Source organism: Arenimonas soli, assembly GCF_014643775.1.
In the GTDB taxonomy this organism is placed as follows: Bacteria; Pseudomonadota; Gammaproteobacteria; order Xanthomonadales; family Xanthomonadaceae; genus Arenimonas; species Arenimonas soli.
This window is the reverse complement of sequence record NZ_BMKC01000002.1, coordinates 205,023-228,149: the sequence shown is the minus strand read 5'-3', so window position 1 is coordinate 228,149 and position 23,127 is coordinate 205,023. Positions and strand designations below refer to the sequence as shown.

Below are 23,127 nucleotides of genomic sequence, written 5' to 3'. Positions count from 1 at the left end.
GTGGCCGTCCGGCGGGCTCGCGTAGAATCCCGCCCCATGGAAAACCAGACCCCCAGCGCCGAACAGGCGCGACTGTTGGCCAAGGGCCCGTTCCCGGACTATCCCTTTGTGCCCAAGTCCTTCGTGCATCCCAATGGCCTGACCCAGAGTTACCTCGACGAGGGCCAGGGCGAGGTGGTGGTGATGCTGCACGGCAACCCGTCGTGGTCCTACTACTGGCGCAAGCTGGTGCTGGGCCTGCGCGACGGCTACCGCTGCATCGTGCCCGACCACATGGGCATGGGCCTGTCCGACAAACCCGGCGACGCGGGCTACACCTACACGCTGCGCAGCCGCATCCAGGACCTGGACCGCCTGCTCGAACACGCCGGGGTCACCGGCGACGTCACCCTGGCCGTGCACGACTGGGGCGGCATGATCGGTTTCGGCTGGGCGCTCAAGCACAGCCAGCGCATCAAGCGGCTGGTGATCCTCAATACCGCGGCGTTCCCGCTGCCGGCGGCCAAGCCCTTGCCCTGGCAGCTCAACCTGGGCCGCAACTGGCGCCTGGGCGAATGGCTGATCCGCGGCGCCAATGCCTTCGCCGGCGGGGCCGCGAGCCACGGCGTGGAAAAGCCGCTGGCCCCGGACGTCAAGCGCGCACTGCTGGCACCCTACGACAACTGGCAGTCGCGCATTTCAACGGTGCGCTTCGTGCAGGACATCCCGCTGCAGCCCGGGGACCGCGCCTGGGACCTGGTCGAAGACGCCGGCAAGCGCCTGCCGACCTACGCCGACCGCCCGGCCTTCATCGGCTGGGGCCTGCGCGACTTCGTCTTCGACCATCACTTCCTGAAGGGCTTCACCCGGGCCCTGCCCAAGGCCGAGGTGCACGCGTTCGAAGACGCCGGCCACTACGTGCTCGAGGACAAGGCCGAGCAACTCGTCCCCGCCATCCGCCAGTTCCTCGACCGCACCTGAAATGGGGTCAGAGAACATTAACGATTGAAACGGGGAATTGAAGCGCTAATGGTCTCCGACCCCATTTCCTGCAATATCGCCGGGGCGTTGCCGCGGTTGGCGGCCGAAGCGCCGGATCGGGTGGCGATGCGCTGCCCGGGGCGGCGCGGGTCGGATGGGTTCGCGCGTTACGACGTCGTCCTGACCTACGGCGAACTCGACCGGCGCTCCGACGCCATCGCCGCCGGCCTGGCCGGGCAGGGCATCGTGCGCGGCAGCCGGGTGGTGGTGATGGTGCGGCCTTCGCCCGAGTTCTTCCTGCTGATGTTCGCGCTGTTCAAGGCCGGCGCCGTGCCGGTGCTGGTGGACCCCGGCATCGACAGGCGCGCGCTGCGCCAGTGCCTGGGCGAAGCCGAGCCGGAGGCCTTCATCGGCATCCCGCTGGCGGTGCTGGCGCGAAAGCTGCTGCGCTGGGCGCCGGGTGCGCGCACCGTGGTGACGGTCGGGCGGCGCTGGTTCTGGGGCGGGCCGACGCTTGCCGTGATCGAAGCCGCCGGCGCCGGCGCCGGTCCCCAGCTCGCCGACACCGCGCCCGACGACGTCGCCGCCATCCTGTTCACCTCCGGCTCGACCGGCGTGCCCAAGGGCGTGGTGTACCGGCACCGCCACTTCGTCGCCCAGGTCGAGCTGCTGCGCGACGCCTTCGGCATCACGCCCGGCGGCGTCGACCTGCCGACTTTTCCGCCCTTCGCGCTGTTCGACCCGGCGCTGGGCCTGGCCTCGGTCATCCCGGACATGGACCCGACCCAGCCGGCCAAGGCCGACCCGCGCAAGCTGCACGCGGCGATCGAAAAGTTCGGCATCGACCAGCTGTTCGGCTCGCCGGCGCTGATGCGCGTGCTGGCCGACCACGGCCAGCCGCTGCCAACCCTGCGCCGTGTCACCTCCGCCGGCGCGCCGGTACCGGCCGACGTGGTCGCGAAGATGCGCGAGCTGCTGCCTGCCGAGGCCGGCTTCTGGACGCCCTACGGCGCCACCGAATGCCTGCCCGTCGCGGTGATCGAAGGCCGCGAGCTGCAGGCCACGCGCGAAGCCACCGAGCAGGGCGCCGGCACCTGCGTCGGCCTGCCGGTGCCGCCAAATGAAGTGCGCATCATCGCCATCACCGACGACGCCATCCCCGACTGGTCGCAGGTGCAGGAGCTGGGCGCCGAGGCGATCGGCGAGATCACCGTCGCCGGCCCGACCGCCACCGACGAGTACTTCCGGCGCCCCGAAGCCACCGCCCTGGCCAAGATCCGCGAAACCCTGCCCGATGGCAGCCAGCGCATCGTGCATCGCATGGGCGACCTGGGCCGCTTCGATGCCCAGGGCCGGCTGTGGTTCTGCGGCCGCAAGTCGCACCGGGTGCGCACGGCCGAAGGCAGCCTCTATACCGAACAGGTCGAGCCGGTCTTCAACGTACACCCCGAAGTCGCGCGCACCGCGCTGGTCGGGGTCGGCGAACCGGGCCGGCAGCAGGCCGTCCTGTGCGTGGAAATGGCCCCGCACCTGCCGCAGTACGAACACGAGCGAGTGCTCGACGAACTGCGCCACATGGCCAACGGCTTCGTGCACACCGCGCGCATCGCGCACTACCTGATCCACGACGGGTTCCCGGTGGACATCCGCCACAACGCCAAGATCGGCCGTGAAACCCTGGCGGCGTGGGCGGCGAAGGAAATGAAATGGCGGCATTGAAAGTACTGGTCACCGGCGGCGCTGGTTTCCTGGGCCAGGCCCTGTGCCGCGCGCTGCAGGCGCAAGGCCACGTGGTCACCAGCTTCCAGCGCAGCCACTCGCCCGAACTCCAGGCCATGGGCGTGCGCCAGGTGCGCGGCGACCTGGCCGACGCCGCGGCCGTGCACGCGGCGTTGGCCGGCCACGACGCGGTCTTCCACAACGCCGCCAAGGCCGGCGCCTGGGGCAGCCACGACAGCTATTTCGCCGCCAACGTCACCGGCACCCGCAACGTGCTGGCGGCCATGCGCGCCCACGGCATCGGCCGGCTGGTCTACACCTCCACGCCCAGCGTCACCCACAGCGGCCGCAGCCCGGTTGAAGGCGGGAACGAGGCCGACACGCCCTATGGCGAAGGCTTCAAGGCACCCTACCCGGCCACCAAGCTGGTCGCCGAGAAGGACGTGCTGGCCGCCAATGACGCCACGCTGGCAACCGTCGCCCTGCGCCCCCGCCTTATCTGGGGCCCCGGCGACACCCAGCTGCTGCCGCGCCTGGTCGAACGGGCGAAGGCCGGGCGCCTGCGCTTCATCGACGGTGGCCACAACCGCATGGACACCACCTACATCGACAACGCCGCCCAGGCCCACCTGGATGCCTTCAACGCGCTGGCGCCGGGCGCCGCCTGCGCCGGCAAGGCCTACTTCATTTCCAACGGCGAGCCGCGTGAAGTGCGCCGCATCGTCAACGACCTGCTGGCCGCCGCCGGCCAGCCCCCGGTGGACAAGGCCCTTCCCTACGGCGTGGCCTACGCCGCCGGGGCCGTGCTTGAACTGGCCTGGCATGCCCTGCGCCTGAAGGGCGAACCGCCGATGACCCGGTTCCTGGCCGAACAGCTGTCCACGCCGCACTGGTACGACATCTCCGCCGCCGCCCGGGACTTCGGCTACGTGCCCCGGGTGTCCTTGGACGAGGGGCTGGAGCGCCTGGCTGGTTGGTGGGCACGGCGGGGTTAACCCGGCGCTCAGTTTGTTGGCGCGCAGTCAGGATGAACGGGCTAGCTTCATTCCTGCCCGAACCATGCGGGTCCACAAGAACAAAGGAGAGCAACCATGCTCCATTACGCGCTGATCTTTCTCGTCATTGCCATCATCGCCGCGGTCCTGGGCTTCGGTGGCATCGCAGGCACCTCGGCCTGGATCGCCCAGATCCTGTTCGTCGTGTTCCTCATCCTCGCCATTGTGTCCTTCCTCAGGAAGAAGACGTGACGAAGTGCTGAGCCAGCGGGCTGGCGCCTCGTCCGGGCGCCAGCCCGCTAGAATGGCGGCATGACGGAACCCGCCGCTTCCCCCCTCGACGCCCTCAAGCCCCTGGCCGGCCGCGCGCTGGAACAGGCCTTGAACCGGCTGGTCGAACTGGACCCCGATACCGCCGAAGCCCTGCGTGGCCTCGGCGGTCGTCGTATCGGACTGGCGCTTGAAGCGCCGCCCATCGCCCTGGAGCTTGCCGTCGCCGACGGCCGGCTGGTGGTGGGCCCGCCCAGGGACGAACCCGACCTGGGCGTGCGCGCCACGATCTCCGGCGTGCTGTCGCAATTGCCTTTCCTGCGTCCGCCCGGCGCACCGCCGGTGGGCAAGGTGCGCATCAACGGCGACGCCGAACTCGCCCGCCAGCTGCAGCGGCTGGCCCAGCGCTTCGATCCCGACTGGGACAAACCCTTCGCCCAGGCCCTGGGCCCGGTGTTCGGTCCGCAGGCCGCGCGTTTGCTGCGCGATGCCCTAGCCGGCGGCGCGAAGTTCGCGCAGGGCTTTTCCCGCGACGCCGTGGATTACCTCACCGAAGAACGTCGCGACCTGGTCGGCAAGGCCGAGCTGGCCGCCTTCCACGACGACGTGGACGAACTGCGCGACCAGGTCGAACGCCTGGCCGCCCGCCTGGCGCGACTGGCCCCGGAGAACGCCGCATGAGCCCGCTGCGCAGCGCCCGCGGCAGCCTGCGCGCCCTGGGCATCGTGCGCGTGCTGCTGCGCCACCGCCTCGACTCCCTGCTTGAAGACACCGCGGTCGGCGGCTGGCTCTGGCTGCTCAAGCCGATCACGCGCCGCGCCAGCGCCACCGACCTGCCGCGTGGGCAGCGCCTGCGCCTGGCCCTGCAGGAACTGGGCCCCATCTTCGTCAAGTTCGGCCAGGTGCTGTCCACGCGCCGCGACCTGCTGCCGCCGGACATGGCCGAAGAACTTTCGCTGCTGCAGGACCGCGTCGCGCCCTTCCCGGGCGAACTGGCGCGCCAGCGCATCGAAGCCGGCCTGGGCAAGCCCATCGACGTGCTGTACGCCGAGTTCGAAAACACCCCGCTCGCTTCCGCCTCCATCGCCCAGGTGCACGCCGCGCGCCTGCACGATGGCCGCGAGGTGGTGGTGAAGGTGCTGCGCCCCGGCATCCGCCAGCGCATCCGCGACGACATCGCCCTGCTGCGGACCCTGGCCGCGCTGGCCGATCGCCACCATCCTTCGGCGGACAAGATCCGGCCGCAGGAAGTGGTGAGCGAGATCGAATCAACGCTCTACGCCGAACTCGACCTGCAGCGCGAAGGCGCCAACGGCAGCCTTATGCGCCGCACCTGGGCCGACAGCGACGAACTGTACGTGCCCGAGGTGTTCTGGAGCCACAGCAGCGAAAGCGTGCTGACCATGGAACGCGTGCGCGGCATTCCCTCCGACGACGTCGAGGCGCTCGACGCCGCCGGCATCGACCGCAAGGCGCTGGCGGCGCGCGGCGTGCGCGTGTTCTACACGCAGGTCTTCCGCGACAACTTCTTCCACGCCGACGCCCACGCCGGCAACATCTGGGTGGACCTGGACCCGGCACGCAAGGACAACCCGCGTTTCATCGCGATTGATTTCGGGATCGTCGGGCAGCTGACGCGCCGCGACCAGTACTACCTGGCCGAAAACTTCATGGCGATCTTCCAGCGCGACTACCGCCGCATCGCCGAACTGCACGTCGAGGCCGGCTGGATGCCGGCGACGGTGCGCATTGACGAACTCGAAGCGGCCACGCGCGCGGTCTGCGAACCGTATTTCACCCGGCCCCTGAGCGAGATCTCGCTGGGCGAGGTGCTGGTGAAGCTGTTCAAGACCGCCCAGCGCTACGAACTCACCCTGCAGCCTCAGCTGATCCTGCTGCAGAAGACCCTGCTCAACATCGAAGGCGTGGGCCGGCTGCTCGATCCCAAGCTCGACATCTGGGCCGAAGCGCGGCCGGTGCTGGAGAAGATCCTGCGCGAACGTTACAGCCCGGCGACCCTGGGCAACGAATTCCGCAAGCGCCTGCCCGAGCTGATCACCCACGCGCCGGACATGCCGCGACTGGTGCACGAGTTCCTTTCCCAAAGCGTGCGCGGCGAACATTCCCTGCGCATGCGCAGCGAAGACCTGGCGGAACTGGCGCGCATCTCGCGCGCCGGCCAGCGCCAGACCGTCTACGCCATCCTGGGCACCGGCCTGATGATCGTCGCGGCGGTGCTGTACGCGCTGGAAGCCGGCGGCCCCCAGTTCTGGGGCATCCCGGCCGCCGCCGGCATCGCCGGCCTGGGCGCCTTCGGCGCCTTCCTGGCCGCCTGGCCACGCCGATGACCCGGCAAACAATGGGGTCAGAGAACATCAACGTTTCAGACCGCGTTTCAAACGTTAATGTTCTCTGACCCCATTTCCGTGGTTTATGCGGATGAGTGGCTGGCGGTGGTGAACAAGCCCGCCGGGCTGATGGTGCACGACAGCAAGCTCGCGCGCGGCGAAACCGATTTTGCCGCCGATCGGCTGCGCGAACAGTTCGGCCGGCCGGTTTTCCTGGTGCACCGGCTCGACCGCGCCACCAGCGGCTGCCTGCTGCTTGCCTTCGACCGCGACAGCGCTTCGGCACTGGGCCGCAGCCTGATGGCCGAACAGTTCCGCAAGGACTACCTGGCCGTCTGCCGCGGCTGGCCGGCGCCGCCCGAGGGCGTCATCGAACACGCGCTCGACGGTGGCCCGGGCAAACCGGTGAAAAAGCCCGCCGTCACCGACTACCGCACCCTGGCCAGCACGGAAGTGGACTGGCCCAGCCAGCAGCATCCGAGTTCACGCTATGCGCTGCTGTGCTGCAGCCCGCGGACCGGTCGCTTCCGGCAGATCCGGCGCCATCTCAAGCACGTCCACCACCACCTGGTGGGCGACACCAGCCACGGCGACGGTCGCCACAACCTCGCCTTCCGCATGCGCGGCGTGCACAGGATGCTGCTGCATGCCTGGCGGCTGGAGTTCCCGCACCCGGCCGACGGCACGCGACGGGAAGTGACCGCGCCGCTGGACGCGGAGTTCGGCAAGGCCCTGGCCCTGCTGGGCCTGCCCGCGCCATGACGGCTGGCCCATGCCCGCTTCACAAAGCGCTGGCATCGTATATCCGCCAGCCGTCCTTCCCCTGACGAGAATCCCGATGCGCCCGATCCTGTCCTGCTGCGCCCTCCTGCTTTCCCTTGCCGCCGCGCCGGCCGCGCTGGCGCAGTCGGCCGACGACGCCGGCGAGCGGCGCATCATGTCGTCCTCGGCCTTCCTGTCCGGCCACCCGGACCTGCGTTACCGCCTTTCTGGCCTGGACCACTTCCGCAAGGGCGACCACGAGGAAGCGATGGTGCACTTCCGCCGGGCCGCGCGGTATTCCGACAAGCCCTCGCAAGGCATGATCGGCGAGATGTACTGGGAAGGCACCGGCGTCGCCCAGGACAAGGCCCTGGGCTACGTGTGGATGGACCTGGCTGCCGAACGCGCCTACCCGCTGATGCTGGCCAAGCGCGAACGCTACTGGAACCAGCTCGACGCCGACGGCCGCGCGCGCGCGCTGGAAATCGGCCCCCAGCTCTACGCCGAGTTCGGCGACGACGTCGCCAAGAAGCGGCTTGAACGCGAGCTGCGGTTCGCCAAGCGCAACACCACCGGCAGCCGCGTCGGCTCGGTCGGCGCGCTCACCATCGTCATCCCCACGCCGGGCGGCACCGAGGTGGTGGACGGCACGGCCTTCTACGACGAGAAGTTCTGGGACATCGACCAGTACGTGCAGTGGCAGGACACCGACTGGAAGCTGCACGCCGAAGGCACTGTGGACGTAGGCGAGATCATGAGCCTGGACAAGCCGTTGCCGGAAGACGCGCAGGACGACTGATCCGCCGGGAGGCGGGCCGGGGCTTGACTTCATTTTACATGCGTAATAGCTTGGCTATTACAAACGTAAATATGAGGTCCCGCCCATGCACCGGATTGCTTGCTCGCTGCTGATCGCCTCGTCCCTGGCCCTGTCGGCCAGCCCCGCCACGGCCCAGGACCTGCGGGCCGAAGAAGCCCGGATCGTCATGACCTCGGCTTTCCTGGCCGACCACCCCGACCTCAAATGGCGCAAGCGTGGGCTGGAGGCCTACCGGGCCGGGCGCCTGCGCGAGGCGCACGACGCTTTCGTCACCGCCGCCCGCTATGCCGATAAACCCGCCCAGGCGATGCTGGCCGAGATGTACTGGCGCGGGGAGGGCATCGAGCGCGACCGGCCCCGGGCCTATGCCTGGGCCGACCTTGCCGCGGAACGGGCCTGGCCGGACCTGCTGGGAAAGCGGGAACACTACTGGCACCAGCTCAGCCGTCGCGAACGCCAACGTGCGATCGAGGTCGGCCTGCCGCTGCTGCGCGAGTTTGGCGACGACGCCGCCAAACCCCGCATCGAGTCCATCCTCGCCCAGGCGCGCCGGCGCATCACCGGCAGCCGCGTCGGCCACGTCGGCTACCTCAACGTGCGCATGCCCGCCCATGCCGCCGACCCCATGAAGTCCGGCTACGACGTGGACGGCGCCCTCGTCTACGCGGCGAAGTACTACAAGCCCGAGGCTTACTACGCCTGGCAGGAAAAGACCTGGCGTGAAAACGGCGTCGGCCAGGTTGATATCGGCCGCATCGAACAAGAGCCCGACGCGGGTGCCGAGTGAGGGCCGGGCACAGTTTCGGCCCGTCCTGCTGGCTCGGAACCGGGAGACCAGGCATGGCCTTGTTCGCGGCCCTTGCCCTTGCCTCCGGGCTGGCGCTGGCGACGGCCCCGGCACTGGCCAGGCCCAGCCCCGACGACCAACGCCTCGTCGCCCAGTCCGACCTGTTCCTGCAGGCCCACCCGGACCTGCACATGCGTCTTCGCGGCCTGGACAAGCTGGACAAGGGCGAGCTCGACGGGGCGATCGAAGACTTCCGCGAGGCCGCCCGCCACTCCGACAAGCCGGCCCAGGCGATCCTGGCCGAATTGCACTGGACTGGCCGCGGCGTGCCCCGTGACCGCGGCCTGGCCTACGTCTGGATGGACCTGGCGGCCGAGCGTGGCTATCCGCTGATGGTGGCCAAGCGCGAGCAATACTGGCGCGAGCTGGAGCCGGACGAGCGCGAGACGGCGCTGGCCCACGGCGAGGATTTCTACGACCAGTTCGGCGACGCCGTCGCGCGCCCGCGGCTGGAAGTGCTGATGAAGCGGGCGAAGATCAACTTCCGTCGCAGCCGCGCCCACAGCGCCGGCGTGGATGGTGTCAACGTGCTGGTGGGCGACAAGTTCCACCGGATCCGGGGACGCCTGTTCCACGACGAGAAATTCTGGACGCCGGAAGGCTATTTCGCCTGGCAGGACGACCTTGGCCACGGCCGCGGCGAAGGACGCGTGGACGTGGGCGAGGTCGAACAGCTGCCGGGCAATTGATGCCGGCGCCGGACACCGGCGGCGGGGGCGGCGATAATGCCGCCTCGCCCCACCGCCGGACCCGACCTTGGCCAAGCTCTACTTCTACTACTCGGCGATGAACGCCGGTAAGACCACGACGCTGCTGCAAAGCGCGCACAACTACCACGAGCGCGGCATGCGCACGCTGCTGCTCACCCCGAAGCTGGACAACCGCGCCGGCGAAGGCCTGGTGGCCTCGCGCATCGGGCTCCAGGCCCGCGGCACGGTCTTCGGGCGCGAGGACGACCTGCTGGCGATCGCGCGTGCCGACATCGCCGCGCGCGGCGAACTGCACTGCGTGCTGGTGGACGAAGCGCAGTTCCTGTCCAAGCGCCAGGTCTGGCAGCTCACCGAGATCGTCGACCGGCTCGACGTGCCCGTGCTGGCCTACGGCCTTCGCACCGATTTCCGCGGGGAACTGTTCGAAGGCAGCCAGTACCTGCTGGCCTGGGCCGACAACCTGGTCGAGATCAAGACCATCTGCCACACCGGGCGCAAGGCCATCATGGTGGTGCGCGTGGACGAACAGGGCCGCGCGATCACCGACGGTCCGCAGGTCGAGATCGGCGGCAACGAACGCTACGTGTCGGTCAGCCGCGGCGAGTTCAAGAAGGTGATGGCCGGCGAAGGCCACATCGACCTGCAGCAGCCGCGCCTGCCCCTGGGCACGCCCGACTGATCAGCTGCCGCAGCTGGGTGCCAGGGCGGCCAGGTCGCGCCTGAGCCGCTGCCGTTCGGGCATCTGTGCCGCCTGGGCCTGGAGGGTTTGCCCGGCCAGGCGGCGGCCCTGTTCCAGGCGACCCGCGCGGCAGTGCAGTTCGGCCTGAAGCATTTCCACCGGCCAGGCCGACAGCCCGGCGACGACCGGGTGGGCGCGCGCCAGGGTGCGCAGGCTGGCGAGCTGTGATTCGGCGTCGGCGATGCGGTCCTGCTGCAGCGCCAGTCGGGCCTGGGCCAGGCTGACCCAGGCCCGGGCTTGGAGGTCGGACTCGCCCAGGCGGTCGCCGGCTTCGTCGAGCAAACGGCGCGCTTCCGGCGCATTGCCGTCCGCCTGCGCCAGTCCGGCCAGCAGCAGGCGGGCCTGGCTGGCCAGGCCGCGGTCGCGACTGCGCGAAAGCTGCAGGCATTCTTCGGCCAGGCTGCGGGCGTTGTCGCGCAGGGCGCGCGCCTGGCGCACGCGGGCCAGGTCACACAGCACCGACACATGGTGCACCAGCAGGTTGCCGCGCCGGCGCAGCTGCAGGCTGCGCTGAAGGGCTTCGTCGGCTTCGTCCTGGCGATCCTGTTCCCAGGCCACCCGGCCCAATTGGTGCCAGGACCGGGCGACTTCCGGATGGTCGGGGCCAAAGCGCGACAGCAGGCGGTCGTGGGCCGAGCGCAGCAGCTGGTGGGCTTCGGCCAGCTTGCCCACGTCCAGCAGCAGCTCGCCCAGCGGTCGCTGCACGCCGGTGGTCAGCGGGTGGTTCAGGCCGAAGCGGTCGAGCGTGATCTGCAGGGCCTGCCGGTAGGACGACTCGCCTTCGACCGGGTCACCCAGCGCATATTGGTAGCGCCCCAGGTCACGCCAGACCTCGACGCCCAGCGTATTGCGGTCGCCGCCGGCTTCGCGCAGCAGCCCCAGCGACTCCCGCAGGCCGCGCACGGCCTCGTCGTAGCGGCCTTCGTCGGCCAGCAGGCCGGCGAGGTCGGCGCGGCTTTCGGCCTGCAGCGCCTTGTTTTCGCCGCCCTGGATGCGAAGCACCAGCGCCCGTCCGAACAGGTCGCGCGCGACTTCGCGGCCGCCCAGTTCGCGATGGCAGCGGCCCAGCTGCGACAGGAATTCGGCCGAGGCGCGCGGCCCGGCCGTCGCCTGCTGCTGGGCCACCGGCAGCCAGGGCACCAGCGCCCGCACGCAGGTTTCCGGCTGGCCCAGGCTGCGCAGGCTGCGGCCACGCAGCGCGGCCGATTCCACGCCCAGCCGGGCGGGCGCCGAACCTTCCAGCGTGCCCAGGATGTCGGCCTGGCGGTCGAGCAGTTCCAGCGCCTGGCGGTCGTCGCCCAGGCCCTGGCGCAGGCGTGCCACCAGGCCCAGCAGCTCGGCGCGCGCCTGGGGCTGGGTGCGCAGTTCGGTGTCGGCGCGACGCACGCCGGCATCGAGCAGGGTGCGGGCATCAAGCCCGCCGTCGCCGGCCTGTTCGGTGTCTTCGAACAGCGCGATCACGAAGTCCTGCATGGCCTGTGCGCGTCCGGCCTCCTGCAGCGCGACGCGTGTTTGCCAGGCCATGAAGGCCACGGCGCCCAGCATCAGCGCCGTGAACAGGCTGCCGACCACCAGGGCCAGCGAATTGCGCCGGGCGAACTTGAGGCTTCGGTAGCCCAGGCTTTGCGGCCGGGCCTGCACGGGTTCGCCGTCCAGGTGCCGGCGCAGGTCCTGGGCCAGGGCCTCGACCGAGACGTAGCGATCCTCGGGGGCCTTGGCCAGGGCCTTGCACAGGATGTTGTCGAGGTCGCCGGCCAGTTCGCGCGACAGTCGGCGCGGGTTTGGTTCGTCGCGCTCGCGCGCCAGCCGGTAGGCGGCGTGGGAGGCACGGACCGGCTCGGCGCCCAGGATGGCTTCTTCCCAGGCGGCATCGGTGCTGCGCGTCGGGTCGTAGGGCTTGCGGCCGACCAGCAGCTCGTAAAGCACCACGCCCAGCGCGTAAACGTCGGTCATCGTGGTGATGACGCCGTTGCGCAGCTGTTCGGGCGCGGCGTAGTACAGGGTGAAGGCGCGGGTGCCGGTGCCGGTGATCTCGGGGCTGCCGTCCTGCGGTTCGTCGAGCAGCTTGGCGATGCCGAAATCGAGCAGGCAAACCTCGCCGGCGGGCGTGACCATGATGTTGGACGGCTTGAGGTCGCGGTGCACCACCAGGTTGGCGTGGGCGTGGCTGACCGCGGCGCAGACCTGCAGGAAAAGCCGCAGCCGCTGCTGCATCGGCAGCGCCAGCTGCTCGGCGTACTGAGTGATCGGCTGGCCCTGCACGTAGTCCAGCGCCAGGTAGGGCTGGCCGTCGCTGCTGACGCCGGCGTCGAGCAGGCGGGCGATGTGCGCGTGGCCAAGCCGCGCCAGGATCTGGCGTTCGCGGGTGAAGCGCTGGCGCAGGCCGGCGTCGCCCAGGCCCGGGCGCAGCAGCTTCACCGCCACCCGCCGCTGGTAAAGGCCATCGGCGCGCGTCGCCAGCCAGACCTGGCCCATGCCCCCTTCGCCGAGCGGGCGCTCGAGCTGGTAGGGGCCGATCTGCTGGCCGGCCTGGGGCGAAAACAGCGAGGCGTCCACCACCGATTCGGCGAGGAAGTCCGGCCGGTCTTCCTCCAGGGAGATCATCTTGCGCAGTTCTTCGGCCAGCGGCGGATCGACGATCTCGATCTCGGCCAGGCGGCGCGTGCGCGCGGGCGGTTCCAGCTCGATCAGTTCGTCGAGCAGCACCGACAGCGTGGACCAGCGTTCGGTGTCCACCGCGGCGGGGTCCCTGTCAGCCTTGCAGCGCCGCCAGCAGGAACATGCGGGCCTTCTGCCAGTCGCGGCGCACGCTGCGTTCGGAGCGCTTGAGCAGGCCGGCGATCTCGGTTTCCGACAGCCCGGCGAAATAGCGCATCTCGACCACCTGGGCCAGGCGCGGGTCGAGGTCGTTGAGCTTGTTCAGCGCCACGTCCAGACCCAGCATCTCCTCGTCCAGGCGCATGCCGCCGCCGGCGTCTTCGGGCAGGTCGGTGACCCGGTGCAGGTCGCCGCCGCGCTTGACCGCCATGCGCTGGCGCGCGTAATCGACCACGACCGAACGCATGGCGCTGGCGGCGTAGGCGAAAAAGTGGGCGCGGTCCTCGAACTCGGCCTCGGCGCGACCGGCCAGCTTGAGGTAGGCCTCGTGCACCAGGGCGGTGGTGTCGAGCGTGTGGCCATGCTGCTGGCCGCCCAGCTGGCGCCGGGCCATGCCGTGCAGTTCACGGTAGAGCGTGGCCAGCACCCGGTCGAGCGCGGACTTGTCGCCGGCGCGGGCGGCGCTCAACCACTGGGTGATTTCGGCAGTCTCGTTCATGTCTCCCCGGGGCCCGTCTGCGCGGGCTGGGAACACTATAAATGAACATCGCGTCTATCGCTGGCAGCCCGGGCACCAGGCCGTGGCGCGGTTGGCCAGCCGGCCGTCGCGCAGGGTCCGGCCGCAGCGCTTGCAGGCTTCGCCTTCGCGGCCGTACACGAACAGTTCCTGCTCGAAATACCCCGGCGCGCCGTCGGCATTGAGGAAATCGCGCAGGGTGGTGCCGCCCCGGGTGATGGCGTGGGCCAGGATGGCCTTCACGGCGTCGGCCAGGCGCCGGTAGCGTTCGCGGCTGATGGCCCCGGCGGCCCGGCCCGGGGCGACGCCGGCCCGGAACAGGCTTTCGGCGGCGTAGATGTTGCCCACGCCCACCACCACCGCCTGGTCCATCAGGAAGGACTTGACCGGGGCCTTGCGACCGCGGCTGAGGCGGAACAGGTAGTCCCCGTCGAAGGCCTCCGACAGGGGTTCGGGCCCCAGGTGCGCCAGCAGGTCGTGGGTTTCGCCCGCGGGTTGCCAGAGCAGGCAGCCAAACCGCCGCGGGTCGGTGAAACGCAGCACCCGGCCCGAGTCCAGGGCCAGGTCGACGTGGTCGTGGGCCGCCACCGGGGTGCGGGCCGGCAGGACCCGCAGCATGCCCGACATGCCCAGGTGCAGCAGGGCGCTGCCCGGCGCGGTGTCGAGCAGCAGGTACTTGGCGCGCCGGCGTACACCCAGCACGCGCTGGCCGGGCAGGTTGCGCGCCACTTCCGGCGGGATCGGCCAGCGCAGGTCGGGCCGGCGCAGCACTACGCCGGTGATGCGCCGGCCTTCCAGGTGCGGCGCCAGGCCGCGCCGGGTGGTCTCAACTTCGGGCAATTCGGGCATGGCCGAAGTTTGGCAGAGCCGGCCGACACACGCGTCAATTGCGGCACCGGGGCACCGGGGCATAGCCTTGGCCGATGCGCCTTCCCTTTCCGCTGCTGTGCACCTGCCTGGCCCTGGGCCTGGCGATCCTTCCGCTGGCCGCAGGGGCAAGCCCGTCGTCGGGCCCGGTGGAGACCCTGCGCTCGACCCTGGGCACCCTGGCCGATCCCCAGCGCCAGGCCGCCAGCGACAACCTCGATGCCGCGGCGCAGGCCAGCGAGGACACCGCCCGCCTTCGCCAGGAGCTGGCCACGCTGGAAGCGGACATCGCCGCCGCGCCCGAGCGCGCGCGCCGCTTCGAGCGCCAGCTCCAGGCCTCGCCCCGCCAGGCCCTGGCCGCCTGGCAGGACGCGCTGCCGGCCCGCGCCGACATCGAGGTGCTTGAAGGTCTGCTCGAGAACGAGCGCCGCGAGGCCGAAGCCCTGGGCGAACGCATCGCCCGCCTTACCGCTGAACTGGGTGCTGCGCTGGTGCCCGATGCCGGCACCCGCGCCAGCCTCGAGGAACTGCAAAGCCGCCGGGAAGAGCTGGCCGCGCCGGTGGCGGTCGCCGAAGGCGAGCCCGCCGCCCTGGCCGAATCGCGCCGGGTCCGGCAAACGGCCGAACGCGAACGGCTGGACGCCGAACTGGCGCTGCGCCAGGCGCGCGAGACCTCGGCCGCCGTGCGCCAGCGTGCGCAGGAACTTGAGCTGCGCGTGCTGCGTCAGCGCCTCGCCCAGCACGAGCCGCGCCTGCTGTGGCTGCAACAGCGCATCCGCGACCAGTCCCGCGCCAGCCTGCAGGCCGTGGTCGAAGACGTGGACGCCCGCGCCCGCGCCGTGCCGCCCGGCGATGCGGTGCTGGCCGAAGCCGCGGCCACCAACCTAGCACTGGCCGGCGACCTGATGGCCGCCAACGAACAGCTGGCCGAATACCGCCAGCGCCTGGCCACCGGTGAACAGGCCCTCGCCGGCGATCGCGCCGCACTGCGCGACAGCCGCACCCGGCTGGAGCTGGGCGGCAACAGCGAACAGGTCGGCACCTGGCTGTGGGCCATCATGCGCCAGCTCGAGTTCGCCGACGTGCTTGAGGACCGCCTTGCGGACGCCCGCCAGTCCCTGGCCGATACGCGCCTTCGCCTGATCGCGCTGGACGAACGCCAGCGCAACCTGGCCGACGTGGCCGCCCAGGCCAGGGAGCTGCGCGCCGCCGCCGCCGGTCGCGACGAGGACGCCGGACCCGCTGCCCCGGAGGACGGGGCCGATCCGCTCGAATCCTGGCTCGAAGCCCGCCAGGACCTGGCCGCCCGGCTCGAACCCATGCTGTGGCGCCAGGCCGCCACGCTTGAGCAAACCGAACGCGTGCTGCAGGCGCGCCTGAAGACCACCAACGAACTGCGCCAGCTGCTCGACCGCCACTTGCTGTGGATCCGCAGCCACGCCCCGATTGACCTGGCCTGGTTCGCTCGCTGGCCGGCGGCGGCCATGGACCTGGTGAAGCCGGAACGCTTCGCCACCACCGGCCGGCTGCTGGCCCGGTCCATCGCCGAACGCCCGTCGGTGTTCGCGGTGGCGGTGATGGTGGTCCTGCTGCTGGCCCTGCTGCGCCGCCGCGCACGCGGGCACATCGACGCCCTGGGGCAGGGCCTGCGCGACGTTCGCCAGGACCGCTACCGGCGCACCCTCCACAGCCTGGCCTGGACGCTGGTCGCGGCCCTGCCCGGCGCCGCGGTGCTGTGGCTGGGCGGCGAACTCCTGCAGGACGTCGGCGAGCGCGGCAAATACAGCGACTCCCTGGGCCAGGCGCTGCAGGCCCTGGCGTTGCCGGCGTTCACTTTGTCCTTCCTGGACTGGCTGGTGCGCGACCGCGGCCTGGCCCACGCCCACTTCCGCTGGACCCGCCAGCGCCGCGAGGCGCTGCAGGCCTGGCTGCCCGCGCTCAAGGCGGTGCTGTTGCCGCTGTACTTCGTGGTCGCGCTGGCCTTCATCCGCGACCAGGACCTGGCCATCGACGTGCCCGCCCGCCTGGCCCTGGTCATCGCCGGGGTGTTCTCGGCGGTTTGCCTGGCCTGGCTGCTGGGACCGGACCGCATCCGCCACGCCCGCGGCGAAAGCCCCGAGCCGTCCACTTTCCGCAGGATGCTGCGGGTGGTGCTGCCTGCCGGGCTGGCGGCCGGTGCCGTGCTGGCGCTGCAGGGTTACGTCTACTCCACCGCGATCGTGCTCGACGCCCAGTTCGCCAGCGTCGGCGTCTTCATCGCCGTGGCGGTGCTCCATGGCCTGCTGGCGCGCTGGTTCGCGCTTGGCGAGCGGCGACTGGCGCTGCGGCGGCAGGAACAAAAGCGCGAGGCCGAAGCGCAGGCGCAGGCCGAAAACGCGACGCCCGACGAAGGCGGCGGCGAAGCGATCCCGGTGGACCTGGACGAAGACCTGGCGCTGGACAAGGTCAACGCCCAGACCCGGCGCCTGCTGCGCGCGGTGAAGCTGGTGATGCTGGCCGCGGGCCTGGCCTGGGTGTGGGCGGACGTGCTGCCGGCTTTCGCCCGCCTGGACGAAGTGGTGCTGTGGTCGGTGGCGCAGGCCACCGCCGACGGCGGCGACACCGTCATCCCCATCACCCTGATGGCGGCGTTGCTGGGCGTGCTGGCGCTGGCGCTGACCGTGGTCGCCGCGCGCAACCTGCCGGGCCTGCTGGAAATCGGCCTGCTATCGAAGGTGAACATGGACGCGGCCTCGCGCTACGCCATCACCAGCGTCTCGCGCTACGCGATCGTGCTGGTCGGCATCATCGCCGGCCTGGGCCTGCTGGGCCTGCGCTGGGGCCAGCTGCAGTGGCTGGCGGCGGCACTGACGGTGGGCCTGGGCTTTGGCCTGCAGGAAATCTTCGCCAACTTCGTCTCCGGCCTGATCCTGCTGTTCGAGCGGCCGTTCCGGGTCGGCGACGTCATCACGGTCAACAACCTCGATGGCACCGTCACCCGCATCCGCACCCGCGCCACCACCATCCTTGATTTCGACAACAAGGAAATCGTGGTGCCCAACAAGACCTTCATCACCGGCCAGCTGGTGAACTGGACCCTGAGCGACGAAACCACCCGCATCGTGGTGAAGGTGGGCGTGGACTACGGCACCGACCCGGCCCTGGTGCACCGCCTGCTGATGCAGGCCGCCAGCGAGAACCCGCGCGTGCTCGAGACACCGCCGCCGCGCAGCTGGCTGCTGGAGTTCGGCGCCAATTCGCTGGATTTCGAGCTGCGGGTGTTCGTGGGCGGCATCGTCGACCGGCTGGCGGTGCGCAACGAGCTGAACGTACGCCTGGTCGAACTGTTCGCCGAAAACGACGTCGGCTTTGCCTTCCCGCAGCTCGATGTTCATGTTCGCGACCTGCCGCCGGCGCCGTCCGGCCCGGGCGCGGCGCCTGGGCCGGGCCCGGCGGCCGGACCCGCCGCGCGGCCCGACGCCGCCGGCTGAACGCGGGGCTGAACCCCCGGTTCAGGCCCGCGCCCTTGCAGGCTTTCCGGGGCGCCCCCATACCAAGGGGGAGGGTGACGGCGCCGCTTCCGGCGGGCATCATCATCGTGCTGCAAGCCCCGCGTCCGTTCCCTGGAGTTTCCGATGTCCCCCGAGTTCTTCGACTGGCTGGCCCGCGGTTTCACGCAGGCAAGCTATTGGCAGATGGCCGGCTATTTCCTGGTGGTGACCCAGCTCACCATCATGACGACCACCCTCTACCTGCACCGCAGCGCCGCCCACCGCGGCGTCGATTTCCATCCGGTGCTCACGCACTTCTTCCGCTTCTGGGCCTGGCTGACCACCGCCATGGTCACCAAGGAGTGGACGGCCGTGCACCGCAAGCACCACGCCAAGTGCGAAACCGCGGACGACCCGCACAGCCCCCGCTACAAGGGCATCAACCAGGTGCTCTGGCGCGGCGTCGAGCTCTACCAGGAAGCGCGCCTGGACAAGGACATGCTTGAAAAGTACGGCAAGGGTTCGCCGGACGACTGGATCGAACGCAAGCTCTACACGCGCATCCCGTCGCTGGGCCCGAGCCTGATGCTGTTCATCAACCTGGCCCTGTTCGGCATCCCGGGCATCGCGATCTGGGCGCTGCAGATGGCCTGGATCCCGTTCTGGGCCGCCGGCGTCATCAATGGCCTGGGCCACTGGTGGGGCTACCGCAACTTCGACACCGCCGACACCGCGACCAACCTGACGCCGTGGGCGTTCTGGGTGGGCGGCGAAGAGCTGCACAACAACCACCATGCCTTCCCCAGCTCCGCCAAGTTCGCGCTGCGCAAGTACGAGTTCGACATCGGCTGGGCGGTCATCCGCGGCCTGCAGGCCGTCGGCCTGGCCAAGGTACTGCGCGTCGCACCCGAGCTGGACGTGCGCCCGAACATCCAGGTGCCCGATGCCGACACGATGCGCGCGATGATGGCGCATCGCTGGCAGGTGGCCACCGACTACTACAAGCTGGTGCTCAAGCCGCACCTGCAGGCCGAGGCCGCCGACCTGCCGGGTCGCCTGCGCCGCGCCTTCCGCAGCGAGGGCAAGTGGCTCAGCGACGACAAGCGCGAGCGTTTCAACGCCTGGATCGCCGAACGTCCGAATACCGCGCGCCTGATGGAGTTCCGTGCCCGCCTGCTGGCCATCTACGAGATCAAGAGTGCCGAGGCCGGCACCAAGATGGAGGCCCTGCGCGCCTGGTGCGCCGAGGCCGAAGCTTCGGGCATCCGCCAGCTCGAGGAGTTCTCGCAGCGCCTGAAGGGTTATTCGATGGTGCCCGCGCGCGCCTGAGCCCTGCTGCATCCACTGGTCCCGCAAGGCCCGCTTCGGCGGGCCTTGCTTTTTTGCGGCCCAGGTATGCCTTATCGTGCACCCAGGCATCGGCGCAAGGATCCTGGTCATGGCCCGGGTGGTGCTCGCCCCCGCATTGTCTCGCCGCCTGCCCGGGCAAGGGGCTGACCGGGAGCTGGCCCTCGAACTGCCTGGCAGCACCGTCGCGCAGGTGCTCGAGGCCTTGTTCGCGCAGCTTCCGCTCCTGCGCGGCTACGTCGTGGACGAGCAGGGTGCACCCCGCCGCCACATCGCGCTGTTCATCAACGGTGATGCGCTGCAGCCGAAAAACGACCTCTCGCGCCCTGTCGGCGGGGATGCGGAAATCTACGTGATGCAGGCCCTGTCGGGAGGCTGACATGTCGGACACGCTGCTGGTTTCGACCCGCAAGGGTTTGTTCGTCCTCGAACGCGGTGACGACGGCTGGACCATCGCCCAGGTTGCCTTCCTCGGTGACAAGGTCGCGCTGGCGTTGGCCGATCCGCGCGATGGCGCCTGGTATGCCGCGCTCGACCTGGGCCACTTCGGCGCGAAACTGCAGCGTTCGACCGATCGTGGCCGCAGCTGGACGGAAGTGGCGGTGCCCGCCTACGGCCCGGACGACACGGTGGCCACCGGCGACGGCAAACCGCCGAAACCGGCGACGCTGGAACTGATCTGGTCGCTGGAGGCCGGCGGCGCCGCACAGCCCGGCCGGCTCTGGGCCGGCACGCTGCCGGGCGGCCTGTTTCGTTCCGACGACTGCGGTGAAAGCTGGCAACTGGTGCGTGCGCTCTGGGATCGCCCCGAACGCGCAGGCTGGTTCGGCGGCGGTTACGACGCGCCCGGCATCCATTCGATCTGCGTGGATCCGCGCGATGCGCGCTGCCTGCGGGTGGCGGTGTCCTGCGGCGGCGTCTGGCGCAGCGACGATGACGGTGAAAGCTGGCGCGTCAGCTGTGAGGGCATGTTCGCCGAGTACATGCCGCCGGAGCGCCGCTTCGACCCGGCCATCCAGGATCCCCACCGCATGGTGCAGTGCGCCGCGGCGCCCGACACCCTCTGGGTGCAGCACCACAACGGCGTATTCCGCAGCGACGACGGCGGCGAATCCTGGCACGAGGTTCCGGCGGTCAGGCCGTCGGTGTTCGGATTCGCGGTGGGCGTGCATCCACGCAAGCCCGGCACGGCCTGGTTCGTACCGGCGATCAAGGACGAACGCCGGGTCCCGGTGGATGGCCGCCTGGTGGTGGCCCGGACCCGGGACGGCGGCGACAGTTTCCAGGTGCTGGCCGCGGGGCTCCCGGAGGTTCCGGCCTATGACCTGGTCTACCGGCACGGGCTGGCGGTGGATGGCGGCGGCGACCGGCTGGCCATCGGCTCGACCACCGGCGGCCTGTGGACCAGCGACGACCAGGGCGAGCACTGGGCGGGGCTGCCGGCGCGCCTGCCGCCGGTGCATGCCCTCACCTTCGCCTGAAGCCGGGGCCGCGAGGCAGGCGGACGCCAGTCCTGCGACAATGCCGCCCCTCCGGCGGTTTGCCGTGCCCACCTTCTGCCTGTTGCCATGACTGATTCGCCCTCCTTTCCGCCCGCCAGCGGCGCCGACCTGCTGGCGCGGCTGCGCGCCGCCGCCGACCTGCTCGATGCCGTCACCGCCGACCGCGCCGCCTTCGAGGCCCTGCCGGTGGAAGAACAAAAGCGCCTGAAGGCGGCGGTGAACCGTTTCCACAACCCCGACCCCATCGACCACCGCAAGCGCCGCCGCGAAGCCAGGCGCGCGGTCGTCAAGGAACGCAACGCACACGACGACGCGGTGCTTGCCGCCACCGGTATCCGCGAACTGCGCAGCAAGCCGGTCTTCCAGACGCCGAACTACTTCCCACCCTCGAAGGCGCCGGTGGACCACATCACCGACGACCCGGCGCGCGAGACGATCGAGCCGCAGCACTGTTACGTGTGCAAGGAAAAGTACACGCGCATCCACCACTTCTACGACCAGATGTGCCCGGCCTGCGCGGACTTCAATTTCCTCAAGCGCACCGAAAGCGCGGACCTGACGGGCCGCGTGGCGCTGCTCACCGGCGGCCGCGTCAAGATCGGCTACCAGGCCGGCCTGAAGCTGCTGCGCGCCGGCGCCTCGCTGATCGTCACCACGCGCTTCCCGCGCGATTCCGCCGCGCGATACGCCCAGGAGCCGGACTTCGCCGAGTGGGGCCATCGCCTGGAAGTCTTCGGCCTGGACCTGCGCCACACGCCCAGCGTCGAAGCCTTCTGCCAGACCCTGCTGGCCACGCGCGAGCGCCTGGACTTCATCATCAACAACGCCTGCCAGACCGTGCGCCGCCCGCCGGCGTTCTACGCGCACATGATCGCCGGCGAAACCGCCGCCCACGGCGACATGCCACAACACGTGCGCAAGCTGCTGGGCAGCTACGAAGGCCTGCGCGGCTACGACCTGGTGGCCGACGCCAACACCCTGGCGCACGACGCCGCGGCGCCCGGCCTGACCCGCGCCGCCGAGCTGTCGCAGGTGCCGCTGCTGGCCGAGGAACTGCTGGGCCAGCAGCACCTTTTCCCGGAAGGCCGGCTCGACCAGGACCTGCAGCAGGTGGACCTGCGCGGCCGCAATTCCTGGCGTCTTCAGATGCACGAGGTGCCGTCGGTCGAGCTGCTGGAAGTCCAGCTGGTGAACGCCGTCGCGCCCTTCCTGATCAATGCGCGCCTCAAGCCCCTGATGTTGCGAACGCCCGAACGCGACAAGCACATCGTCAACGTGTCGGCGATGGAGGGGCAGTTCTACCGCAACTTCAAGACCACCCGGCACCCGCACACCAACATGGCCAAGGCCGCGCTGAACATGATGACGCGCACCTCGGCGGCCGATTACCACGGCGACGGCATCCACATGAACGCCGTGGACACCGGCTGGGTGACCGACGAAGATCCGCTGGAAATCGCCGAGCGCAAGACCCGCGAGGAGCGCTTCCACCCGCCGCTGGACATCGTCGACGGCGCCGCGCGCATCGTCGACCCGATCATCGATGGCTTCAACACCGGCCGGCACGTGTGGGGCCAGTTCCTCAAGGACTACCGCCCGACCGATTGGTAATGCCTCGCGCAGGCGCGCCTTCAGTCCCGAGCTCCGGGTCTTGGCCTTTAGCCAAGCAAAGCGTCGCCCCCGCTCGTTTCGCGAGTGGAGGCGCCGCGCCTTCGCCCCGACCGACACGCCGTGAACCCATCCATGGGGGCTCATCGTCGACATCCATGTCTCCGATGGTCGGCCGGGGCGAAGACGCGACACCTCCTCAACGCCACGTGGTGGCCGGTGGGCAAGCAGTCTTTCGGCAAATCGAAGCATCGGCGCATTCGTTCCAGGCAAGCGAGCGCGCGTTGCGCTCTGCGCTCTAGATCTCCTGTCGGCCCCGGTGTTCATTCAAGGAGGTAGCGTGCAGTCGCCCTGACCGACCATCGGAGACATGGATGTCGACGATGAGCCTACAGGGACGTACTTGCGGCGTGTCGGGCAGGGCGACTGCACGCTGCCTCCACTCGTGAAACAACCGGTGGCGACACTTGGCCGTAGGCCAAGGGCAGAAGATTCGCGCCTGAAGGCGCTCCTACAGGGGGGCGTTGGCGGGCAGCACCAGCCAGCCCTGGCTGTAGAACAGCATGTACAGGCCGATGCGCAGGGCCAGCAGGAGGATGAAGGCGTACCAGCCCAGGTGCGAATGCGGCACCACCCGGCCCAGGGTGGCGCGCAGCGGTGCCAGCACCGGCCACAGCGCCCAGGTGAAGAGCCGGTAGACCGGGTTCTTCATCGGGTCCCCGGGAATCAGCAGGCGCAGCACGCCGCGGCCGATCAGGGTCCACATCAGCACCGCGATCACGAAACTCAGCAGGGTGTAGGTCGTCAGCATCTTCCGATTCTAGTCAGT

20 protein-coding genes are annotated in these 23,127 nt (G+C 70.1%); 16 read left to right on the top strand and 4 right to left on the bottom strand.

The genetic code is table 11. From position 1 onward, the window contains the following. Window positions 1–36: 36 nt before the first annotated feature. From IEX13_RS09160 to IEX13_RS09110, 11 genes are all read left to right on the top strand, one after another. Window positions 37–960: an alpha/beta fold hydrolase gene (locus IEX13_RS09160; protein ID WP_188663429.1), complete on the top strand. Its 924-nt coding sequence runs from the start codon at window positions 37–39 to the stop codon at window positions 958–960. Window positions 961–1,008: 48 nt separating this feature from the next. Continuing rightward, window positions 1,009–2,679, top strand: a complete 1,671-nt coding sequence (oleC, locus tag IEX13_RS09155) for an olefin beta-lactone synthetase (protein ID WP_188663428.1) — start codon at window positions 1,009–1,011, stop codon at window positions 2,677–2,679. Further along, window positions 2,676–3,674 (top strand): 2-alkyl-3-oxoalkanoate reductase, encoded by a 999-nt coding sequence (gene oleD / locus IEX13_RS09150; protein ID WP_188663989.1) that lies wholly within the window; start codon window positions 2,676–2,678, stop codon window positions 3,672–3,674. The genes oleC and oleD overlap by 4 nt, the downstream gene beginning before the upstream one ends. 96 nt (window positions 3,675–3,770) lie before the next feature. Then, window positions 3,771–3,926, top strand: a complete 156-nt coding sequence (locus IEX13_RS09145; RefSeq protein ID WP_188663426.1) for a DUF1328 domain-containing protein — start codon at window positions 3,771–3,773, stop codon at window positions 3,924–3,926. A gap of 60 nt (window positions 3,927–3,986) precedes the next feature. After that, a complete protein-coding gene (locus tag IEX13_RS09140; protein ID WP_188663424.1) occupies window positions 3,987–4,625 on the top strand; it encodes a ubiquinone biosynthesis accessory factor UbiJ in 639 nt (212 codons plus the stop codon). After that, a complete protein-coding gene (ubiB, locus tag IEX13_RS09135) occupies window positions 4,622–6,292 on the top strand; it encodes a ubiquinone biosynthesis regulatory protein kinase UbiB (protein WP_188663422.1) in 1,671 nt (556 codons plus the stop codon). The genes IEX13_RS09140 and ubiB overlap by 4 nt, the downstream gene beginning before the upstream one ends. Before the next feature lie 57 nt (window positions 6,293–6,349). Then, on the top strand, window positions 6,350–7,054 hold the full coding sequence (locus tag IEX13_RS09130; protein WP_188663420.1) for a pseudouridine synthase: 705 nt from the start codon (window positions 6,350–6,352) through the stop codon (window positions 7,052–7,054). A 76-nt stretch (window positions 7,055–7,130) separates the two neighbouring features. Then, the gene (locus tag IEX13_RS09125; RefSeq protein ID WP_188663418.1) at window positions 7,131–7,853 is read left to right on the top strand and encodes a tetratricopeptide repeat protein; all 723 of its coding nucleotides are present in this window, start codon (window positions 7,131–7,133) and stop codon (window positions 7,851–7,853) included. 85 nt (window positions 7,854–7,938) lie between these two features. Continuing rightward, window positions 7,939–8,661: an SEL1-like repeat protein gene (locus IEX13_RS09120; protein WP_188663417.1), complete on the top strand. Its 723-nt coding sequence runs from the start codon at window positions 7,939–7,941 to the stop codon at window positions 8,659–8,661. A 53-nt stretch (window positions 8,662–8,714) separates the two neighbouring features. Beyond that, a complete protein-coding gene (locus tag IEX13_RS09115; RefSeq protein WP_188663416.1) occupies window positions 8,715–9,410 on the top strand; it encodes a sel1 repeat family protein in 696 nt (231 codons plus the stop codon). 67 nt (window positions 9,411–9,477) lie between these two features. Beyond that, window positions 9,478–10,110 (top strand): thymidine kinase, encoded by a 633-nt coding sequence (locus tag IEX13_RS09110; protein WP_188663415.1) that lies wholly within the window; start codon window positions 9,478–9,480, stop codon window positions 10,108–10,110. On the opposite strand, the gene IEX13_RS09105 is transcribed toward IEX13_RS09110, so the two are convergent. The 3 genes from IEX13_RS09105 to mutM are packed head-to-tail and all read right to left on the bottom strand — an operon-like array spanning window position 10,111 to window position 14,353. Then, entirely contained in the window at window positions 10,111–12,906 is a 2,796-nt protein-coding gene (locus tag IEX13_RS09105) for a protein kinase domain-containing protein (protein WP_188663414.1), read from the bottom strand. Window positions 12,907–12,922: 16 nt separating this feature from the next. Beyond that, window positions 12,923–13,486 (bottom strand): ECF-type sigma factor, encoded by a 564-nt coding sequence (locus IEX13_RS09100; RefSeq protein ID WP_188663413.1) that lies wholly within the window; start codon window positions 13,484–13,486, stop codon window positions 12,923–12,925. A gap of 54 nt (window positions 13,487–13,540) precedes the next feature. After that, window positions 13,541–14,353 carry a bifunctional DNA-formamidopyrimidine glycosylase/DNA-(apurinic or apyrimidinic site) lyase gene (gene mutM / locus IEX13_RS09095; RefSeq protein ID WP_188663412.1) on the bottom strand — a complete coding sequence of 271 codons (813 nt, stop codon included), beginning with the start codon at window positions 14,351–14,353 and terminating at the stop codon, window positions 13,541–13,543. Window positions 14,354–14,427: 74 nt separating this feature from the next. Here mutM and IEX13_RS09090 point away from each other — a divergent pair, with 74 nt between their 5' ends. The 5 genes from IEX13_RS09090 to IEX13_RS09070 all read left to right on the top strand — a co-directional run bounded on the left by IEX13_RS09090 (window position 14,428) and on the right by IEX13_RS09070 (window position 22,301). Next, window positions 14,428–17,841, top strand: coding sequence for a mechanosensitive ion channel domain-containing protein (locus IEX13_RS09090; protein ID WP_188663411.1), 3,414 nt, complete (start codon window positions 14,428–14,430; stop codon window positions 17,839–17,841). A 144-nt stretch (window positions 17,842–17,985) separates the two neighbouring features. Then, window positions 17,986–19,170: a DesA family fatty acid desaturase gene (locus IEX13_RS09085; protein WP_188663409.1), complete on the top strand. Its 1,185-nt coding sequence runs from the start codon at window positions 17,986–17,988 to the stop codon at window positions 19,168–19,170. Between the two features lie 109 nt (window positions 19,171–19,279). Next, entirely contained in the window at window positions 19,280–19,567 is a 288-nt protein-coding gene (locus IEX13_RS09080) for a MoaD/ThiS family protein (protein WP_188663407.1), read from the top strand. A gap of 1 nt (window position 19,568) precedes the next feature. Further along, window positions 19,569–20,669 (top strand): WD40/YVTN/BNR-like repeat-containing protein, encoded by a 1,101-nt coding sequence (locus IEX13_RS09075; RefSeq protein WP_188663405.1) that lies wholly within the window; start codon window positions 19,569–19,571, stop codon window positions 20,667–20,669. Between the two features lie 87 nt (window positions 20,670–20,756). Next, window positions 20,757–22,301, top strand: a complete 1,545-nt coding sequence (locus IEX13_RS09070) for an SDR family NAD(P)-dependent oxidoreductase (protein WP_188663403.1) — start codon at window positions 20,757–20,759, stop codon at window positions 22,299–22,301. Window positions 22,302–22,809: 508 nt separating this feature from the next. On the opposite strand, the gene IEX13_RS09065 is transcribed toward IEX13_RS09070, so the two are convergent. Then, window positions 22,810–23,109 (bottom strand): hypothetical protein, encoded by a 300-nt coding sequence (locus IEX13_RS09065; protein ID WP_188663401.1) that lies wholly within the window; start codon window positions 23,107–23,109, stop codon window positions 22,810–22,812. Between the last annotated feature and the right edge of the window lie 18 nt (window positions 23,110–23,127).

Excerpts from the sequence above, each read along its gene's own strand:
- IEX13_RS09160 (WP_188663429.1), top strand. The coding sequence starts at position 37 with ATGGAAAACCAGACCCCCAGCGCCGAACAGGCGCGACTGTTGGCCAAG.
- oleC (WP_188663428.1), top strand. The coding sequence starts at position 1,009 with ATGGTCTCCGACCCCATTTCCTGCAATATCGCCGGGGCGTTGCCGCGG.
- IEX13_RS09145 (WP_188663426.1), top strand. The coding sequence starts at position 3,771 with ATGCTCCATTACGCGCTGATCTTTCTCGTCATTGCCATCATCGCCGCG.
- IEX13_RS09140 (WP_188663424.1), top strand. The coding sequence starts at position 3,987 with ATGACGGAACCCGCCGCTTCCCCCCTCGACGCCCTCAAGCCCCTGGCC.
- ubiB (WP_188663422.1), top strand. The coding sequence starts at position 4,622 with ATGAGCCCGCTGCGCAGCGCCCGCGGCAGCCTGCGCGCCCTGGGCATC.
- IEX13_RS09130 (WP_188663420.1), top strand. The coding sequence starts at position 6,350 with ATGTTCTCTGACCCCATTTCCGTGGTTTATGCGGATGAGTGGCTGGCG.
- IEX13_RS09125 (WP_188663418.1), top strand. The coding sequence starts at position 7,131 with ATGCGCCCGATCCTGTCCTGCTGCGCCCTCCTGCTTTCCCTTGCCGCC.
- IEX13_RS09120 (WP_188663417.1), top strand. The coding sequence starts at position 7,939 with ATGCACCGGATTGCTTGCTCGCTGCTGATCGCCTCGTCCCTGGCCCTG.
- IEX13_RS09115 (WP_188663416.1), top strand. The coding sequence starts at position 8,715 with ATGGCCTTGTTCGCGGCCCTTGCCCTTGCCTCCGGGCTGGCGCTGGCG.
- IEX13_RS09100 (WP_188663413.1), bottom strand. The coding sequence starts at position 13,486 with ATGAACGAGACTGCCGAAATCACCCAGTGGTTGAGCGCCGCCCGCGCC.
- mutM (WP_188663412.1), bottom strand. The coding sequence starts at position 14,353 with ATGCCCGAATTGCCCGAAGTTGAGACCACCCGGCGCGGCCTGGCGCCG.
- IEX13_RS09090 (WP_188663411.1), top strand. The coding sequence starts at position 14,428 with ATGCGCCTTCCCTTTCCGCTGCTGTGCACCTGCCTGGCCCTGGGCCTG.
- IEX13_RS09085 (WP_188663409.1), top strand. The coding sequence starts at position 17,986 with ATGTCCCCCGAGTTCTTCGACTGGCTGGCCCGCGGTTTCACGCAGGCA.
- IEX13_RS09080 (WP_188663407.1), top strand. The coding sequence starts at position 19,280 with ATGGCCCGGGTGGTGCTCGCCCCCGCATTGTCTCGCCGCCTGCCCGGG.
- IEX13_RS09075 (WP_188663405.1), top strand. The coding sequence starts at position 19,569 with ATGTCGGACACGCTGCTGGTTTCGACCCGCAAGGGTTTGTTCGTCCTC.
- IEX13_RS09070 (WP_188663403.1), top strand. The coding sequence starts at position 20,757 with ATGACTGATTCGCCCTCCTTTCCGCCCGCCAGCGGCGCCGACCTGCTG.
- IEX13_RS09065 (WP_188663401.1), bottom strand. The coding sequence starts at position 23,109 with ATGCTGACGACCTACACCCTGCTGAGTTTCGTGATCGCGGTGCTGATG.